The following is an 18,776-nucleotide window of genomic DNA, read 5'->3' as shown; positions in this document are numbered from 1 at the left end:
ACTCAGTGTGCCGCGGGCGCAGTGCCCGCCGCGGGTTGGTTCGTCAGCGCGTCGACCACGCGCTCCATCTTCATGTACCGCGAGCCCTTCACGAGCACCGTCGCCTGCGCGCCGTAACCGGCCGCGAGCAGCGCCGCCACGAGCGCACCGACGTCGTCGAAGTGGCGTGCCGTGTCGCCGTACGCCGTGCACGCATCGCGCGATGCGTCGCCGAGCGCGAACAGCGCATCGATCCCGCGATCGCGCGCATAGGCGCCGATCTCGCGGTGGAAGGCCGGCCCTTCGTCGCCGACCTCGCCCATGTCGCCGATCACCAGCACGCGCGGCGCCGGATGCGCGGCGAGCACGTCGATCGCGGCACGCATCGAATCGGGGTTCGCGTTGTACGTATCGTCGACGACCGTCGCGCCCGCGAGGCTGCCGGCGATCGCCTGCTTCACCTGCAGCCGGCCCTTGACCGGTTCGAACGATTCGAGGCCCTGCCTGATCGCCGACAGCGCGACGCCGGCGCCGAGCGCAGCGGCCGTCGCGGCCAGCGCATTGCGCGCGTTGTGCTCGCCGAGCGCGCGCAGCCGCACCGTGACGGCGCCGGCCGGCGTATCGATCGCGAGTTCGCCGCCGTGCAGACGGCCGACGACCTGCGCGGCGTTCTGCCGCTCGGCGTCGTGCAGCGCGAAATCGAGGATCCGGTTGCCGGTTGCCGCGACGCGCCAGATGCCCGCGTACGCGTCGTCGGCCGGGAACACCGCGACTCCGTCCGGCGGCAGCGCATGAATCACGGCCGCATGTTCGAGCGCGACGGCTTCCACCGTCGCCATGAATTCCTGGTGCTCGCGCTGCGCGTTGTTGACGAGCGCGACCGTCGGCGCCGTGAGGCGCGCGAGGACTTCAGTCTCGCCCGGGTGATTCATCCCGATCTCGATCACCGCGAGACGATGCTGGGCCGACAGGCGCAGCAGCGTCAGCGGCAGGCCGACATCGTTGTTCAGGTTGCCGGCCGTCGCGAGCCGTGCGTCGGCGCCGACCGCCGCCGCGAAGATCGACGCGATCATTTCCTTGACGGTCGTCTTGCCGTTGCTGCCCGTCACCGCGACGAGCGGCAACGCGAATCGTTTGCGCCAGCCGTGTGCGAGCGCGCCGAGCGCGGCGCGCGTTTCGCCGCCGACGATCGCCGGCATCGCGACGCCGGCCGGCACCTGCGCGACGAGCGCCGCGGCAGCGCCGCGCGCGGCGACGTCACCGAGGAAGTCGTGCGCGTCGAAGCGCTCGCCTTTCAGTGCGACGAACAGGTCGCCGGGGCCGGCCGTGCGGCTGTCCGTCGATACGCGATCGAACGTGACGCCCGCGTCGCCGTGGACGGTTGCGCCGGGAATCAGGCGGGCGGCTTCGCCGAGACTGAGCATCGTCATTCGCCGCCTCCCTTGCCGTGCGTCGCGCGCGCTGCCAGCGCGAGCCGCGCGTGATCCTGGTCGGAGAACGTACGCTTCTTGCCCATGATTTCCTGCGTGGCCTCGTGGCCCTTGCCGGCCAGCACGACGACGTCCTCGCGTGCGGCGCCGCGCACGGCCTGCAGGATCGCGCTTGCGCGATCCTCGATGCGACGTGCGTGATCGGGCGCGGTCATGCCCGCGACGATCTGGTCGATGATGCGCCGCGGATCTTCGCTGCGCGGGTTGTCGCTCGTGACGACCGCCTCGTCGGCGAGCCGCTCCGCGATCGCGCCCATCAGCGGGCGCTTCGTCGCGTCGCGATCGCCGCCGCAGCCAAACATGCAGACGAGCCGGCCGCCGCGCGCCGTGGCGATCGGGCGCAGCGCATCCAGCGTCTTTTCGAGCGCATCGGGCGTATGTGCGTAGTCGATCACGACGAGCGGTTCGTCGTTCTGCAGCCGGCCGCCGAGCCGCTGCATCCGGCCGTTGACGGACTCGAGCCGCTCGATCTCGGCGAGCGCCGCATCGAACGGCACGTCGGCCGAGAGCAGCGAGCCGAGTACGGCAAGCAGGTTGCTGACGTTGAACGTGCCGAGCGTGCCGACCTCGACGTCCGCGTCGCCCCACGACGAACGCAGGCGGAATGCCGTGCCGGTCGCGGTGGCGCGCACGTCGAGCGCGACCAGTTCGCGATCGGCCTCGGGCGCCGGCGCGTCGCCGATCCCGTACGCGATCGTGCGCACGCGGCCGGCCAGCTTCTCGAGCAGACGTTGACCGGCCACGTCGTCGCGGTTGATCACCGCCGTGCGCAGGCCGCGCCACGCGAACAGCTTCGCCTTCGCGGCTTCGTACGCATCGAACGTGCCGTGATAGTCGAGGTGATCTTGCGTGAGGTTCGTAAATACCGCGATATCGAAGGCCGTGCCGTTCACGCGGCCCTGATGCAGCGCGTGCGACGACACTTCCATCGCCACGGCCTTCGCGCCCGCGTCGCGCAATTGCGCAAGGCTGCGCTGAAGCTGCGGCGCATCGGGTGTCGTGAAGCCGGTCGGCACGAGCTGGCCGGGCATCCCGGTGCCGAGCGTGCCGATTACCGCGCACGGCTGGTGCAGCGCCGTCAGCGCGGCGGCGATCCATTGCGTGCACGACGTCTTGCCGTTCGTCCCCGTGACGCCGACCGCGAGCAGGCTGTCGCTCGGATCACCGTACCAGCCGCTGGCGATCTCGCCGGCGAGCTGATCGAGCGCCGGCACCGCGAGCGCAACGGGTACGGCCGGCGCTGCGGCCAGCCCTTCCGGCTGATACAGCACGGCGGCCGCGCCTTGTGCGACGGCGGCGGAGATGAAAGCGCGGTTGTCTGCCCCGTCGACCGCATACGCAACGAACACGTCGCCAGCCTTGAGGCTGCGCGTGTCGGCATGCAGTTGCGCCGCGGGGGCCACATGCTGACGCAGCCACGCAAGCGCGGCTGCGATCTGCTGATGCGCCGGATGGGAACTGCGGGCGGCGCTCATCGAACAACTCCTGGTGAATTACGCGTCGTGCTGGACACGATCATATGCTTCGCGCCGCTTCCCGCGGCCAGCTTTTGCGGCCCCGTTGCAGCCGGTGCTGCCGGCGAATCGTCAGACACGACGAGCTGCTTGATCGGCATGTTCGGCGGGACGTTCAACGCGCGCATCGTGTCGCCGGCGATCGCCGAGAATACGGGGCCGGACACCTGGCCGCCGAAGTGGCTGCCGGCGGTCGGCTCGTCGACCGACACCGCGACGACGATGCGAGGATTCGGCATCGGCGCCATTCCGACGAACGACGCGCGGTACTTGCGCGTGTAGCCGTGACCTTCATGCTTGTATGCGGTACCGCTCTTGCCGCCGACGCGATAGCCCGGCACGGCCGCATCCGGCGACGTGCCGCCCGGCGCGACCACCGTCTCGAGCATCGCACGCACTTCGCGCGCGGTGGTCGGGTTGAACACCTGCGTACCCGCGATCGGCTGATTGGGGTCGGTCTTGAAAATGGTCACGGGCATCAGCTCGCCGTCATGCGCGATCGCCGTGTACGCGCGTGCGAGCTGGAACAGCGACACCGACAGGCCGTAGCCGTACGACATCGTCGCCTGCTCGATACGGCGCCAGCTCTTCCACGGACGCAGGCGGCCGGCCACCGCGCCCGGGAACCCGACCTTCGGCGCCTGGCCAAGGCCGATGCTCGTATACATATTCCACATTTCTTCGGGCCGCATCGTCATCGCGATCTTCGTCGCGCCGATGTTGCTCGACTTCTGGATCACGCCGCCAACCGTCAGCGTGCCGAAACCGGCATCGTCGGTGATCGGCGCGCCGTCGAGCACGAAATGTCCGTTGCCCGTTTCGACGAGCGTGTTCGGCGTCACGCGGTGCAGGTCGAGCGCGAGCGACACCGTGAACGGCTTCATGATCGAGCCCGGCTCGAACACGTCGGTCATGATCCGGTTGCGCAGCTGCTCGCCCGTCATGCGCGAGCGGTCGTTCGGGTTGTACGTCGGGTAGTTGACGAGCGCGAGCACTTCGCCGGTACGCACGTCGACGACCATCGCCGCGCCGGCCTTCGCCTTGAACTTCTCGACGGCCGCCTTCAGGTTCGCGTACGCGATGTACTGGATCTTGCTGTCGATCGACAGGTCGACGTCGGTCCCGTTGTGCGGCGGGATCTGCTCGGCAACGTCCTCGACGATGTGCCCCATCCGGTCCTTGATCACGCGACGCACGCCCGACGTGCCGGACAGCATCTTCTGGTCGCCGAGTTCGACGCCTTCCTGCCCTTCGTCCTCGACGTTCGTGAAGCCGATCAGGTGAGCGGTGATCTCGCCTTCCGGATAGAAGCGCTTGTATTCGTTGCGCTGGTAGATGCCGGGAATGTCGAGCGCGGCGACCTTGTCCGCGACGTCGAGCGGCACCTGGCGCTTCACGTAGACGAACCCCTTGTCTTCCGACAGCTTCACGCGCAGTTCCTTCGGCGTCATGCCGAGGAGCTTGCCGAGCTGGTTGACCTTGTCGGCGTCGAGATCGTCCGGCACCGCGTCGGGAATCGCCCAGATCGCGCGCACGGGCAGGCTCGTCGCGAGCACGAGCCCGTTACGGTCGAGGATCTTGCCGCGCGTCGCGGGCAATTCGAGCGTGCGCTGGTAGCGGCTCTCGCCCTGCTTCTGATAGAACGCGTTGCCGGGCCCCTGGATCCAGAACGCCCGTGCGGCCAGCGCGACGAACGCCATGAACAGCAGGAACACGACGAACTTCGAGCGCCACATCGGCAGATGCACGCCGAGCACCGGGCTGGACGAGAACTTCACGTTCTGGCGCTTCTGGGACGGCTTCATCGCGCGCCTCCCTTGCCCTTGCCTGCCGTGTCGGCCGAAGCCGGGATCGGCGCGTCGATCGCCTTCGCGGCGCCCGGCGGCAGCGTCAGGTATTGCGTGCGGCCGGTCGAGATCGGCTGCATCTTCAGCGAATCGTTCGCGAGCTGCTCGATGCGCGACGTCTTCGACAGCGCGCTCTGCTGATATTGAAGCTGCGCGTAGTCCTGCTGGAGCTGACGCTCCTGCGACTGCGCGCGCTGCAACTGGATGAAGATCTGCCGCTGCTGGTTCGTCGAGTTGACGACCGACAGCGCGCAACCCATCACGATGATCAGCAGGAAGATATTGAAGCGGCTCATGGCGTGATGCGCTCCGCAATGCGCATCACGGCCGAGCGCGCGCGCGGATTCGCGGCGACTTCCGCTTCACTCGGAAACTGGCGGCTGATGATCTTGAGCGGCGGGCTCGGGAGGTCGACGGCGCGGATCGGCAGGCGACGATCGACCGCAGGCGCACTCGCGTGCGCCTGCATGAATCGCTTGACGATCCGGTCCTCGAGTGAATGAAAGCTGATGACCACCAGCCGCCCCCCTTGCTCCAGCAACGACAGTGCCGCGTCTAGTACGACTTGCAGGTCCGCAAGCTCTTGATTGACGTGAATCCGTATAGCCTGAAAGGTGCGGGTTGCCGGATCCTTGCCCTTCTCACGGGTTTTGACGACGTGACCCACGATTTGGGCAAGCTCGCCCGTGGTGTCGAGAGGCCCAAGACGGTCGGACTCTGCCCGGCGAGCAACAAGCGCCTTTGCAATCTGAAAAGCAAACCGTTCTTCCCCATAATCCCGTATCACCTCCGTCAATTCCTGCACCGAAGCCCGCGCGAGCCATTCGGCCGCCGACTCGCCACGCGTCGGATCCATTCGCATGTCCAGCGGACCATCGGCGCGGAAGCTGAAGCCGCGCGCCGGATCGTCCACCTGCGGCGAGGACACGCCCAGGTCCAGCAACACACCCGACACCTTCTCGATGCCGCGCGCCGCAAGCGCGTCGCGCATCGATGCAAAGCTGTCATGCACGATCGAGAAGCGCGCATCCTCGATGCCCTGCGCCGTCTCGATCGCCCTCGGATCCTTGTCGAACGCGATCAGCCGTCCGGCCGGCGCCAGCCGCGCGAGCACCGCGCGGCTATGACCGCCCCGCCCGAACGTACCGTCGACGTACACGCCGTCCGGCCGCGTCACGAGCGACTCGACCGCTTCATCCAATAGCACCGTCCGATGCCGCAATTCATTTCCCATCGCGGGCGTCTCCGTCACCGCAATCAGAACGTGAAATTCTTCAGCGCATCGGGCATGCCCTGCGCCATCGCTGCCTGCTCCTTCGCGTTGTAGGTTTGCGAATCCCACAGCTCGAAGTGACTACCCATTCCCAACAACATGACTTCCTTTTCCAGTCCGGCTGCCATGCGCAGCTCGGGCGATACAAGAATCCGGCCCGCGCTGTCGAGATCGACGTCCATCGCATTGCCGAGAAAAATTCGCCGCCACCAGTGCGCGTCCATCGGCAGCGCGGCGATCTTGGCGCGGAATACTTCCCATTCGGGGCGCGGAAACAGCAACAGGCAGCCGTCCGGGTGCTTGGTCACAGTCACCCGTCCTTCTGCCTGTCCTTGCAGCGCTTCGCGATAGCGAGACGGCACCGACATCCGCCCTTTCGCATCGAGCGTCAGCGCCGACGCCCCTTGGAACACGATCCGCTCTCCCGTTCAGGGCACCGAAGCACCCGCTCAATGCTGAGAATTTAGCCGGAATAGCCTGCTAAATCACACAAAAATACACTTTCTCACACTGTCTCCCACTTTAGAGGAAGGGTGTGGCACGGTCAAGGGAGCGGCCCGCTTTTTTGACGAATTTTGTTAGTTAGAACAAGGACTTACGCGCACATGCTCATGCGGCCCCTCATTCCAAAAACCGTTATAAATGAAAGAGCTAGTGCAACTTGTGAAGGTGATACGTGAGAAAGACGGGCCAGACTGGCGTGCGGACGGGGCTTTTGGGGGTGGGAAAACGAGGGGGCGGCGGGCAGTATCGGGGGCGGCGAACCGGGGCGACGTCACGCGTCGCCCCGGCGCAAATCTCAGAGATAGTACGCAGTGCTCGTCATGACTTTCGACGCGGCGCGCATCAGCATCCGCGCGGGCAGCGGCAGTTCGATCCCGCCTGCGTCGGTCGCGGCCTTGCCGTGTTTCACCTCGTCGATCCGCATCTGGTCGACGATCGCGCGCGACGCCACGTCGGCCGCCGGCAGCTCGGACATATGGCCTTCGAGATGATTCTCGACCTGCCGCTCCGTCTCGGCCATGAAGCCGAGGCTGACCTTGTCGCCGAGCGTGCCGGCCGCCACGCCGATCGCGAGCGCGCCGGCATACCACAGCGGGTTCAGCAGGCTCGGACGCGAATCGAGCTCCTTCAGGCGGTGCGCGGTCCACGCGAGGTGATCCTCTTCCTCGCGCGCGGCTTCCTCGAACATCGCCTTCGCCGACGCCGTGCGCGCGGTGAGCTTCTGCGCCTGGTAGAGCGCCTGCGCGCAGACCTCACCGACGTGGTTCACACGCATCAGCCCGGCGGCATGCGTCCGTTCCGCGGGCGTCAACTCGACGTCCGGCGCCTCGGCCGGCGCGGGCACCGGGCGGCTCATCCGGCTAATGCCGGTCAGCGATCGCAAGCCGCGATCGAATTCGCTGATCAGTTCATCCAACACGTTCCTGTTCTCCTGGCTGCAGGTGCCGCCGCGAGCGGCAAGGGCACGAGTCCGCTGCGTAACCGACTTGATTATTCAGCGGAAATTGCGGTTAACCCGTGATTTTAACCATTGTTGCATAAAGGAAACATGGCGGCCTTGCGCCACGGCATTTCGCTTTGTGGCAAAAACCGGTTTTGCTACATTACGTCCGACTTCTTGCGAAGTTGATGGGGCCCGTCAACAGAACATAACTATCTGCCCCGCCAAAAAAATTCAGTGATTCTTGGAGATCCGTTAATGAAAAAGTCGCTTCTCGCGCTCGTCGCGCTGGGCGCGTTCGCTGGCGCTGCCCAAGCGCAAAGCAGCGTGACGCTTTACGGCATCATCGATGAAGGCCTGCTCTTCAACAACAACGCAGGCGGCAAGCATCTGTACAGCATGGCCAGCGGCGTGATGCAAGGCAGCCGGTTCGGCCTGCGCGGCACCGAAGACCTCGGTGGCGGCCTCAAGGCGATCTTCACCCTCGAAAACGGTTTCGACGTGAACAGCGGCAAGCTCGGTCAGGGCGGCCTGATGTTCGGTCGTCAGGCTTACGTCGGCCTGTCGAGCCAGTACGGCACGGTCACGCTGGGTCGTCAGTACGACTCCGTCGTCGACTTCGTCGGCCCGCTCGAGGCAGGCGACCAGTGGGGTGGCTACATCGCCGCTCACCCGGGTGACCTGGATAACTTCAACAACGCCTATCGCGTGAACAACGCAGTCAAGTTCACGAGCCAGAGCTACGGCGGCTTCACGTTCGGCGGCCTGTACAGCTTCGGCGGCCAGGCAGGCCAGTTCTCGAAGAACCAGGTCTGGTCGCTCGGCGCAGGCTACAACAACGGCCCGCTGGTCCTCGGCGTCGGTTACTTGAACGCACGTACGCCGAACCAGTTCGGCGGCATGTTCAACAACGGTTCGGCATCGTCGTCGGTTTCGTCGCCGATCTACGGCGCGTACGCGAACAACGCGAACACGTACCAGGTCATCGGTGCAGGCGGCGCCTACACGTTCGGCGCAGCAACGATTGGCGCGACGTACTCGAACACGAAGTTCAAGGGCTTCTCGGCAGGCCCGTTCGTGAACCAGACCGCGACGTTCAACAACGGCGAAATCAACTTCAAGTATCAGCTGACCCCGGCGCTGATTCTCGGCGCAGCGTACGACTACACGCAAGGCAGCAAGATCGACGGCAACTCGGCAGCCAAGTACCACCAAGGCTCGCTGGGCGTCGACTACTTCCTGTCGAAGCGCACGGACGTCTACGCAATCGGCGTGTATCAACACGCTTCGGGCAGCGTGCTCGACGCGAACGGCGACGTCCTGAAGGCAACGGCAGCGATCAACGGCCTCGCCGGTTCGAGCTCCGCCAACCAGGTCGCAGCGCGCGTCGGTATCCGTCACAAGTTCTAATCAGCTTGCCTGACAAGCCGCAGCATATTGAAGGCGCCTTCGGGCGCCTTTTTCTTTTCCGGTGCGGCTGCAACGCAAGACCGAAGCGCCGGGAATCGGCCGGCTGATCGTGGCGGAAGCGCCACCGGTGCGCCGTGTGCGTCCGTCGTGTCGAGACACGCGACCGGCCGCACATGGCTCGCGGCGGAACACGGCCGCTCCCGATCCGCCCGAGACGAAAACAAAAAAGCCCGGCGTCGGCCGGGCTTTTCCGTTCAACCTCGCGGCGACTTACGCGCGTCCGTCACGCAGTTCGCGCCGCAGGATCTTGCCGACGTTCGTTTTCGGCAGTTCCGTGCGGAATTCGACCAGCTTCGGCCGCTTGTAGCCGGTGAGCCGTTCCTTGCAGTAGGCCAGGATGTCCTTGTCGGTGAGCGCCGGATCCTTCTTCACGACGAACAGCTTCACGGCTTCGCCGGAATGCTCGTCAGGCACGCCGACCGCCGCCACCTCGAACACGCCCGGATGCGACGCCACGACGTCCTCGACTTCGTTCGGATACACGTTGAAGCCGGAGACGAGGATCATGTCCTTTTTCCGGTCGACGATCTTCACGTAACCGCGCGTGTCCATCACGCCGACATCGCCCGTCTTGAAGAAGCCGTCCGGGAACATGACCTTCTCGGTCTCGTCCGGCCGGTTCCAGTAGCCTGCCATCACCTGCGGCCCGCGGATGCAGATCTCGCCAGGTTCGCCGAGCGCCACGTCGTTGCCGGCATCGTCGCGGATCGCCACCTCGGTCGACGGTAGCGGCAGGCCGATCGTCCCGCTGTATTCGGTCGCCGTCACCGGGTTGCAGGTCGCCACCGGCGACGTTTCGGACAGCCCGTATCCTTCGATGATCGCGGTATGGGTCTTTTCATACCAGCGCTTCGCGACACCTTCCTGGATCGCCATGCCGCCGCCGTTGGCGATCACGAGCTTCGACAGATCGAGCTGGTTGAATTCGGGATGGTTCAGCAGCGCGTTGTACAACGTGTTGACCGCCGGAATCGTCGAGATCTGATAGCCCTTCAGTTCCTTGATCATGCCGGCGATGTCGCGCGGGTTCGGGATCAGGATGCCCATGCCGCCCGTACGCATCGTCAGGAAACCGCAGACGGTCAGGGCGAACACGTGATACAGCGGCAGCGCGACGACCGTCACGAACTGTTTCACGTCCGGGTACTTCGCGTGAGCCGGATGGTGCCAGGCGCCGGCCTGCAGCACGTTCGACACGATGTTCCGGTGCAACAGCGTTGCGCCCTTCGCAACGCCGGTTGTCCCACCCGTGTATTGCAGGAACGCGACGTCGTCGGGGCCGATCTTCTGCGGCTTGAATGCCTGCCGCGCGCCTTCCGACAGCGCAGCCTTGAAGCGCGTGAACGATGGCAGATGCCACGCAGGCACCATCTTCTTCACGTTGCGCACCACGTAATTGACGAGCCATCCCTTGATGCCCAGCAGGTCGCCCATCGATGCGACGACGACGTGCTTGACGGCCGTATTGGCGATGACGGACTGCAGCGTCGACGCGAAATTCTCGAGGATGACGATCGCTTCCGCGCCGCTGTCCTTCAACTGATGCTCGAGCTCGCGCGGCGTATAGAGCGGGTTGACGTTGACGACGGCGTAACCGGCGCGCAGTACCGCGGCGATCGCCACCGGATACTGGAGCACGTTCGGCATCATGATCGCGACGCGCGCGCCACGCGCAAGACCACGGGACTGCAGCCACGCGCCGAACTGCCGCGACAGCTTGTCGAGTTCACCGTACGTGATGCCCTTGCCCATGCAGACGAACGCGGTGCGATCGCGATATTGCCGGAAGCTTTCGTCGAGCAGGTCCGGGACAGAAGGATAGGGGGACGCGTCAATTTCGGCTGGAACGCCGGGTGGGTACGATTTCAGCCAAATTTTATCCATACTGCGCGTCTCCTCACAGATTTTCGAATGGTCGTGCTAAAACGCATCGTAACGGCTCCCCCGCCCCGAGACAACAGAGTTAGATGTCCACTTCGAACTTCCGAGGACATTCGTCCGATCATAAAGCGATATTCGATCAAATTCGCTCAACTTCGACAAGACAATCGTAAAAGGTCGCCGAATTGCCGAGATCGGTCAGCGCCTGGCTCGTCACCTCGTTTGCGTTCCGGCCATCCGGCGACAGTTTCTTCCACCAGATCGACAGCCCGACGACGAGGCCCGCACGCGCGCGATCGGTAATTCGCGCGAGCGCCTGCATCGATCCGCGGTCGTTGAAGATGCGCACGACGTCGCCCTCGGCGATGCCGCGCGCATCGGCGTCGGACGGATGGATGTCGAGATGAGGCTCGCCCTCCGTCGTACGCAGGCTGTCGACGTTTACGAACGTGCTGTTCAGGAAGTGCCGCGCCGGCGGCGAGATCATCGCAAGCGGATAACGCGCAGCGAGCTCGGGCGCGGCTTCGGCCGATTCGAACGGCGGCAGGTAGTCGGGAACGGGGTCCATGCCCATCTGCTCAAGCCGCGCGCTGTAGAACTCGCACTTGCCTGACGGGGTGCGGAAACCGCCATTCGCGAAGGGCGCATCCGGCAGCTTGAGCTTCAGCCAGCCTTCCCGCTTCAACGTTTCCCAGTCGCTGTCGAGTGCCGGGTCATCCCAGCGGAGCGCGACGCGCGCGACCTCTTCATCGCTGTGATACAGCGCCGGCTCGTCGAGCCCCATGCTGCGTGCGATGCCACGGAAGATCTCCGTGTTCGGCCGCGCGTCACCCACCGGCGGGATCGACGGCAGGTTCGCCATCACGTACGTATGGCCGTACGATTTGTGAATATCGAGATGCTCGAGCTGCGTGGTCGCCGGCAACACAATGTCGGCGAAATCGACGGTATCCGTCTTGAAATGTTCGAGAACGACCGTGAACAGGTCCTCGCGAGCAAAACCCTCGGCGACCTTCGAAGAGTCCGGCGCGACCGCTACCGGGTTCGAGTTGTACACGATCACCGCCTCGACCTTCGGCCCGAACGTCGCATCACCCGCGTGCAGCAGCGCGTCGCCGATCGCGTTCATGTTGATGATGCGCGGCAGCTTGTGCGGCCAACCAGGCATCAGATCGGGGCGCAGCAGCGCCGCCTGGTTGACCGGCGCGGATTCCGACGACGAAAGCAACAGCCCGCCAGCCCGATCGCGCCACGCGCCCGTCAGCGCCGGCAGGCTTGCAATCGCGCGCACGGCATTGCCGCCGCCACGAACGCGCTGCATGCCGTAGTTGAGGCGGATCGACGCCTTGCGGGTCGCGCCGTAGCGACGCGCAAGATCCACCAACTCGGTCGCATCGATACCGCAGATCTGCGCAACGCGTTCCGGCGGATAGGACATTGCGCGCTCTTTGAGCGCATCGAAACCAAGCGTATGGCTGGCGATGTATTCGTGATCGAGCAGGTTTTCGGTCATCAGCACATGCATCATGCCGAGCGCAAATGCGCCATCGGTACCGGGCTTCAGCGCGATGTGCTGATGACATTTCTCCGCAGTCAGCGAACGATACGGGTCGATCGCGACGAGACGGGCGCCGCGGCGCTTCGCCTCCTGCGCGCGCGTCCAGAAGTGCAGGCTCGACGCGATCGGATTCGCGCCCCAGATAAGAATCAGCTCGCTTTCCTCGAAGTGCTCGAGGTGCATGCCGAGACTGCCGCCATACGTGTATCGCAGCCCCGCCGCGCCAGCTGCCGCGCAGATCGTTCGCTCGAGCCGCGATGCGCCGAGCTTGTGGAAGAACCGCTGGGCGATGCCCTCGCCCTGCACGAGCCCCATCGTCCCCGCGTAGCTGTACGGCACGATCGCTTCCGGCGCACGTGCAGCGATTTCACCGAGACGACGGCCGATCTCGTCGAACGCCTCGCTCCAGCTGATCGGCACGAAGCGCCCCTCCCCCTTCACGCCGACTCGCTTGAGCGGAACCGTTAGGCGATCGGGATGATGAACACGGTCGGCGTAGCGACTGACTTTCGTGCACAGCACGCCTTGCGTCGGCGGATGGTCGGGATCGCCCGTGACCTTGATCGCCTTGCCGTTCTCGACGGTCACGCGCATCGCGCACGTGTCCGGACAATCGTGCGGGCAAACGGCCCGGGCTACCTGTGTGGCGGCGTTCATCGTTTTGAATGCAGAGAGGGGGATTCGCAAATTTTACGTGGACACGCCGAATAAAGCGTTCATTTCGTTCGGATCGTGGGTTATCTGACCGAAGATCAACTGATGACTCGGGGAGTCGTGGAGAACGGGAGGCCGATTACACACTGCGGTGCTTGGCGAGAAGCGGAGAGGACGGAGCGCGAATTTTGATCGATGATGGGCTCAGTAAGCTGATAAATCGCGTCTGATATCGATCAGCGGGAGAATTTGGCACCGCACTGTTTTTTTGGAGGGGTGACTTAGACGGCTCCAATGGCGTCTCTTGGCTCCGCGCACATTTCTGCCGCTCAAATGCAAAAACCCCCGCCTTTCGGGCGGGGGTTTCTGGCTTAGGGAGCCTGACGATTACCTACTTTCACACGGGAATCCGCACTATCATCGGCGTAGAGTCGTTTCACGGTCCTGTTCGGGATGGGAAGGGGTGGGACCGACTCGCTATGGTCATCAGGCAAAGAGGGTTGTTGCGCTGCTTCGCAGCACAACCAATCTTGGAAGAAGCAGTAATTTTTGAGTTGTGTGTATCACACACGAGAATCCAACTTGTCGCTTGGATCTTGCAGCCAGTGCTTGCGCACGGCGCCGATCTACAAGGCAGACTTGTTATAGGATCAAGCCTTACGGGCAATTAGTATCAGTTAGCTGAACGCATTACTGCGCTTACACACCTGACCTATCAACGTCCTGGTCTCGAACGACCCTTCAAGGGGATCTAGTCCCCAGGGATATCTCATCTTAAGGCGAGTTTCCCGCTTAGATGCTTTCAGCGGTTATCTCTTCCGAACATAGCTACCCGGCGATGCCACTGGCGTGACAACCGGTACACCAGAGGTTCGTCCACTCCGGTCCTCTCGTACTAGGAGCAGCCCCCTTCAAATATCCAACGCCCACGGCAGATAGGGACCAAACTGTCTCACGACGTTTTAAACCCAGCTCACGTACCTCTTTAAATGGCGAACAGCCATACCCTTGGGACCGGCTACAGCCCCAGGATGAGATGAGCCGACATCGAGGTGCCAAACACCGCCGTCGATATGAACTCTTGGGCGGTATCAGCCTGTTATCCCCAGAGTACCTTTTATCCGTTGAGCGATGGCCCTTCCATACAGAACCACCGGATCACTATGACCTGCTTTCGCACCTGCTCGACTTGTCGGTCTCGCAGTTAAGCACGCTTATGCCATTGCACTATCAGCACGATTTCCGACCGTACCTAGCGTACCTTCGTACTCCTCCGTTACGCTTTGGGAGGAGACCGCCCCAGTCAAACTGCCTACCATGCACTGTCCCCGACCCGGATCACGGGCCAAGGTTAGAACCTCAAACAAACCAGGGTGGTATTTCAAGGACGGCTCCACCGAAACTAGCGTTCCGGTTTCATAGCCTCCCACCTATCCTACACAGATCGGTTCAAAGTCCAATGCAAAGCTACAGTAAAGGTTCATGGGGTCTTTCCGTCTAGCCGCGGGTAGATTGCATCATCACAAACACTTCAACTTCGCTGAGTCTCGGGAGGAGACAGTGTGGCCATCGTTACGCCATTCGTGCAGGTCGGAACTTACCCGACAAGGAATTTCGCTACCTTAGGACCGTTATAGTTACGGCCGCCGTTTACCGGGACTTCAATCAAGAGCTTGCACCCCATCATTTAATCTTCCGGCACCGGGCAGGCGTCACACCCTATACGTCCACTTTCGTGTTTGCAGAGTGCTGTGTTTTTATTAAACAGTCGCAGCCACCAGTTTATTGCAACCCCTTCACCCTCTGCCCGCAGGGGCATCAAGCTACAAGGGCGTACCTTATCCCGAAGTTACGGTACCAATTTGCCGAGTTCCTTCTCCCGAGTTCTCTCAAGCGCCTTAGAATACTCATCTCGCCCACCTGTGTCGGTTTGCGGTACGGTCATCGTTAGACTGAAGCTTAGAGGCTTTTCTTGGAACCACTTCCAATTGCTTCGCTCCCTAAGGAGCTCGCGCCACACCCTTGAATACGCGCCCGGATTTGCCTAAGCGCCTTCTCCAATGCAGCGACCGGGACTTCCAACACCCGGACAACCTTCCGCGATCCGTCCCCCCATCGCATCTAACAATGGTGCAGGAATATTGACCTGCTTCCCATCAGCTACGCATTTCTGCCTCGCCTTAGGGGCCGACTCACCCTACGCCGATGAACGTTGCGTAGGAAACCTTGGGCTTACGGCGAGGGGGCCTTTCACCCCCTTTATCGCTACTCATGTCAGCATTCGCACTTCCGATACCTCCAGCACGCTTTTCAACGCACCTTCGCAGGCTTACGGAACGCTCTCCTACCATGCGTGCAAAGCACGCATCCGCAGCTTCGGTATATAGCTTAGCCCCGTTACATCTTCCGCGCAGGACGACTCGATCAGTGAGCTATTACGCTTTCTTTAAAGGGTGGCTGCTTCTAAGCCAACCTCCTGACTGTTTTAGCCTTCCCACTTCGTTTCCCACTTAGCTATATTTGGGGACCTTAGCTGGCGGTCTGGGTTGTTTCCCTCTTGACACCGGACGTTAGCACCCGATGTCTGTCTCCCGTGATTGCACTCTTCGGTATTCGGAGTTTGCTATGGCGGGGTAATCTGCAATAGACCCCCCAACCATGACAGTGCTCTACCCCCGAAGGTGAGACACGAGGCACTACCTAAATAGTTTTCGGAGAGAACCAGCTATTTCCAAGTTTGTTTAGCCTTTCACCCCTATCCACAGCTCATCCCCTAACTTTTCAACGTTAGTGGGTTCGGACCTCCAGTACGTGTTACCGCACCTTCATCCTGGCCATGGATAGATCACTTGGTTTCGGGTCTACGCCCAGCAACTGAACGCCCTATTCGGACTCGCTTTCGCTACGCCTGCCCTATACGGTTAAGCTTGCTACTGAACGTAAGTCGCTGACCCATTATACAAAAGGTACGCCGTCACCCCTTACGAGGCTCCGACTGTTTGTATGCATGCGGTTTCAGGATCTATTTCACTCCCCTCCCGGGGTTCTTTTCGCCTTTCCCTCACGGTACTGGTTCACTATCGGTCGATCACGAGTATTTAGCCTTGGAGGATGGTCCCCCCATCTTCAGACAGGATTTCACGTGTCCCGCCCTACTTGTCGTACACTTAGTTCTTTCATACTGTTTTCGCTTACGGGGCTATCACCCGCTATGGCCGCACTTTCCAGAGCGTTCAGCTAACAATACAAATAAAGAGTACAAGGCTCATCCCATTTCGCTCGCCACTACTTTGGGAATCTCGGTTGATTTCTTTTCCTGCGGTTACTTAGATGTTTCAGTTCACCGCGTTCGCTTCACATGGCCTATGTATTCAGCCATGGATACTCCAAAAGGAGTGGGTTTCCCCATTCGGACATCTACGGATCAAAGCTTGTTTGCCAGCTCCCCGTAGCTTTTCGCAGGCTACCGCGTCCTTCATCGCCTGTGATCGCCAAGGCATCCACCACATGCACTTGTTCGCTTGACCCTATAACGAGTCTGTCTCATCGACAGTCGCTACAGGTTGAGTTCTCGCGTTGTGCCGTATTCCAATTGAGTCAAACATAGAGTTCGAATCATCTTGAGATACATCGATACAATCACAACCCGGATAGTTTTCACGTCCATCTCAAGACGCTTCCGCTATCCAAATTACTTACTTCTTCCAGATTGTTAAAGAACGACAGCCGATACGTTATATCACTCTGACTGGCTCAATCGCCAATGACAAAGATTCGACCCAAGTCGAACGCTTGTCATTGGTGATTGGTGGAGGCAGACGGGATCGAACCGACGACCCCCTGCTTGCAAAGCAGGTGCTCTCCCAGCTGAGCTATGCCCCCATGTACAGATATTCCTCAGGTGTGTACCGCCACACAAGACGGTGGTGGGTCTGGTTGGATTCGAACCAACGACCCCCGCCTTATCAAGACGGTGCTCTAACCGACTGAGCTACAGACCCCTGAGTCTGTCTTTAATTTACAGCCGATAAGCGTGAGCGCTCAACTTTGCGAGAGCTCTGGAAAGGAGGTGATCCAGCCGCACCTTCCGATACGGCTACCTTGTTACGACTTCACCCCAGTCATGAATCCTACCGTGGTGACCGTCCTCCTTGCGGTTAGACTAGCCACTTCTGGTAAAACCCACTCCCATGGTGTGACGGGCGGTGTGTACAAGACCCGGGAACGTATTCACCGCGGCATGCTGATCCGCGATTACTAGCGATTCCAGCTTCATGCACTCGAGTTGCAGAGTGCAATCCGGACTACGATCGGTTTTCTGGGATTAGCTCCCCCTCGCGGGTTGGCAACCCTCTGTTCCGACCATTGTATGACGTGTGAAGCCCTACCCATAAGGGCCATGAGGACTTGACGTCATCCCCACCTTCCTCCGGTTTGTCACCGGCAGTCTCCTTAGAGTGCTCTTGCGTAGCAACTAAGGACAAGGGTTGCGCTCGTTGCGGGACTTAACCCAACATCTCACGACACGAGCTGACGACAGCCATGCAGCACCTGTGCGCCGGTTCTCTTTCGAGCACTCCCACCTCTCAGCGGGATTCCGACCATGTCAAGGGTAGGTAAGGTTTTTCGCGTTGCATCGAATTAATCCACATCATCCACCGCTTGTGCGGGTCCCCGTCAATTCCTTTGAGTTTTAATCTTGCGACCGTACTCCCCAGGCGGTCAACTTCACGCGTTAGCTACGTTACTAAGGAAATGAATCCCCAACAACTAGTTGACATCGTTTAGGGCGTGGACTACCAGGGTATCTAATCCTGTTTGCTCCCCACGCTTTCGTGCATGAGCGTCAGTATTGGCCCAGGGGGCTGCCTTCGCCATCGGTATTCCTCCACATCTCTACGCATTTCACTGCTACACGTGGAATTCTACCCCCCTCTGCCATACTCTAGCCTGCCAGTCACCAATGCAGTTCCCAGGTTGAGCCCGGGGATTTCACATCGGTCTTAGCAAACCGCCTGCGCACGCTTTACGCCCAGTAATTCCGATTAACGCTCGCACCCTACGTATTACCGCGGCTGCTGGCACGTAGTTAGCCGGTGCTTATTCTTCCGGTACCGTCATCCCCCGACCGTATTAGGGCCAAGGATTTCTTTCCGGACAAAAGTGCTTTACAACCCGAAGGCCTTCTTCACACACGCGGCATTGCTGGATCAGGCTTTCGCCCATTGTCCAAAATTCCCCACTGCTGCCTCCCGTAGGAGTCTGGGCCGTGTCTCAGTCCCAGTGTGGCTGGTCGTCCTCTCAGACCAGCTACTGATCGTCGCCTTGGTAGGCCTTTACCCCACCAACTAGCTAATCAGCCATCGGCCAACCCTATAGCGCGAGGCCCGAAGGTCCCCCGCTTTCATCCGTAGATCGTATGCGGTATTAATCCGGCTTTCGCCGGGCTATCCCCCACTACAGGACATGTTCCGATGTATTACTCACCCGTTCGCCACTCGCCACCAGGTGCAAGCACCCGTGCTGCCGTTCGACTTGCATGTGTAAGGCATGCCGCCAGCGTTCAATCTGAGCCAGGATCAAACTCTTCAGTTTAAACCTGTTACTGTTTTCGGTTCAGTTAAGAACCGGTCGCTCACTCAAAGCTGACAGGAATATGAATCACT

Annotated in this window: 10 protein-coding genes, 2 tRNA genes and 3 rRNA genes; 1 reads left to right on the top strand and 14 read right to left on the bottom strand. The window is 61.6% G+C overall.

Features of this window, described 5'->3' with window-relative positions:
• Nucleotides 1-2 precede the first annotated feature (2 nt).
• The 7 genes from KEC55_RS02465 to coq7 form a co-directional block, all read right to left on the bottom strand.
• Nucleotides 3-1,409, bottom strand: coding sequence for a UDP-N-acetylmuramoyl-tripeptide--D-alanyl-D-alanine ligase (locus tag KEC55_RS02465; protein ID WP_282506594.1), 1,407 nt, complete (start codon nucleotides 1,407-1,409; stop codon nucleotides 3-5).
• Entirely contained in the window at nucleotides 1,406-2,944 is a 1,539-nt protein-coding gene (locus KEC55_RS02460) for a UDP-N-acetylmuramoyl-L-alanyl-D-glutamate--2,6-diaminopimelate ligase (protein ID WP_282506593.1), read from the bottom strand. The genes KEC55_RS02465 and KEC55_RS02460 overlap by 4 nt, the downstream gene beginning before the upstream one ends.
• Nucleotides 2,941-4,788, bottom strand: a complete 1,848-nt coding sequence (locus tag KEC55_RS02455) for a peptidoglycan D,D-transpeptidase FtsI family protein (protein WP_176050945.1) — start codon at nucleotides 4,786-4,788, stop codon at nucleotides 2,941-2,943. The genes KEC55_RS02460 and KEC55_RS02455 overlap by 4 nt, the downstream gene beginning before the upstream one ends.
• Nucleotides 4,785-5,126, bottom strand: coding sequence for a cell division protein FtsL (gene ftsL, locus KEC55_RS02450; protein WP_021159919.1), 342 nt, complete (start codon nucleotides 5,124-5,126; stop codon nucleotides 4,785-4,787). The genes KEC55_RS02455 and ftsL overlap by 4 nt, the downstream gene beginning before the upstream one ends.
• On the bottom strand, nucleotides 5,123-6,064 hold the full coding sequence (rsmH, locus tag KEC55_RS02445; protein WP_282506592.1) for a 16S rRNA (cytosine(1402)-N(4))-methyltransferase RsmH: 942 nt from the start codon (nucleotides 6,062-6,064) through the stop codon (nucleotides 5,123-5,125). The genes ftsL and rsmH overlap by 4 nt, the downstream gene beginning before the upstream one ends.
• Nucleotides 6,065-6,087: 23 nt before the next feature.
• The gene (gene mraZ, locus KEC55_RS02440; RefSeq protein ID WP_006477025.1) at nucleotides 6,088-6,516 is read right to left on the bottom strand and encodes a division/cell wall cluster transcriptional repressor MraZ; all 429 of its coding nucleotides are present in this window, start codon (nucleotides 6,514-6,516) and stop codon (nucleotides 6,088-6,090) included.
• 386 nt (nucleotides 6,517-6,902) lie between these two features.
• Nucleotides 6,903-7,526: a 2-polyprenyl-3-methyl-6-methoxy-1,4-benzoquinone monooxygenase gene (coq7, locus tag KEC55_RS02435; RefSeq protein WP_282506591.1), complete on the bottom strand. Its 624-nt coding sequence runs from the start codon at nucleotides 7,524-7,526 to the stop codon at nucleotides 6,903-6,905.
• A 279-nt stretch (nucleotides 7,527-7,805) separates the two neighbouring features.
• On the opposite strand from coq7, the gene KEC55_RS02430 reads away from it, so the two are divergent.
• Nucleotides 7,806-8,957: a porin gene (locus tag KEC55_RS02430; protein WP_176050948.1), complete on the top strand. Its 1,152-nt coding sequence runs from the start codon at nucleotides 7,806-7,808 to the stop codon at nucleotides 8,955-8,957.
• Nucleotides 8,958-9,227: 270 nt separating this feature from the next.
• Here the strand turns inward: KEC55_RS02430 and KEC55_RS02425 are convergent, their stop codons facing one another.
• The 7 genes from KEC55_RS02425 to KEC55_RS02395 form a co-directional block, all read right to left on the bottom strand.
• Nucleotides 9,228-10,901 (bottom strand): long-chain fatty acid--CoA ligase, encoded by a 1,674-nt coding sequence (locus KEC55_RS02425; RefSeq protein ID WP_282506590.1) that lies wholly within the window; start codon nucleotides 10,899-10,901, stop codon nucleotides 9,228-9,230.
• A 136-nt stretch (nucleotides 10,902-11,037) separates the two neighbouring features.
• Entirely contained in the window at nucleotides 11,038-13,113 is a 2,076-nt protein-coding gene (locus KEC55_RS02420; protein WP_282506589.1) for a molybdopterin-containing oxidoreductase family protein, read from the bottom strand.
• Nucleotides 13,114-13,488: 375 nt separating this feature from the next.
• Nucleotides 13,489-13,601 (bottom strand): 5S ribosomal RNA (gene rrf, locus KEC55_RS02415).
• A gap of 155 nt (nucleotides 13,602-13,756) precedes the next feature.
• A 23S ribosomal RNA gene (locus KEC55_RS02410) occupies nucleotides 13,757-16,637 on the bottom strand.
• 279 nt (nucleotides 16,638-16,916) lie between these two features.
• A tRNA-Ala gene (locus tag KEC55_RS02405) sits at nucleotides 16,917-16,992 on the bottom strand.
• Between the two features lie 42 nt (nucleotides 16,993-17,034).
• Nucleotides 17,035-17,111 (bottom strand) — tRNA-Ile (locus KEC55_RS02400).
• A gap of 61 nt (nucleotides 17,112-17,172) precedes the next feature.
• Nucleotides 17,173-18,705, bottom strand: a 16S ribosomal RNA gene (locus tag KEC55_RS02395).
• The 16S, 23S and 5S rRNA genes sit together here with 2 tRNA genes alongside, the layout of an rRNA operon.
• Between the last annotated feature and the right edge of the window lie 71 nt (nucleotides 18,706-18,776).

This window comes from Burkholderia cepacia, assembly GCF_029962485.1.
Classification (GTDB): domain Bacteria; phylum Pseudomonadota; class Gammaproteobacteria; order Burkholderiales; family Burkholderiaceae; genus Burkholderia.
This window is presented reverse-complemented; position numbering and strand designations above follow the sequence as displayed.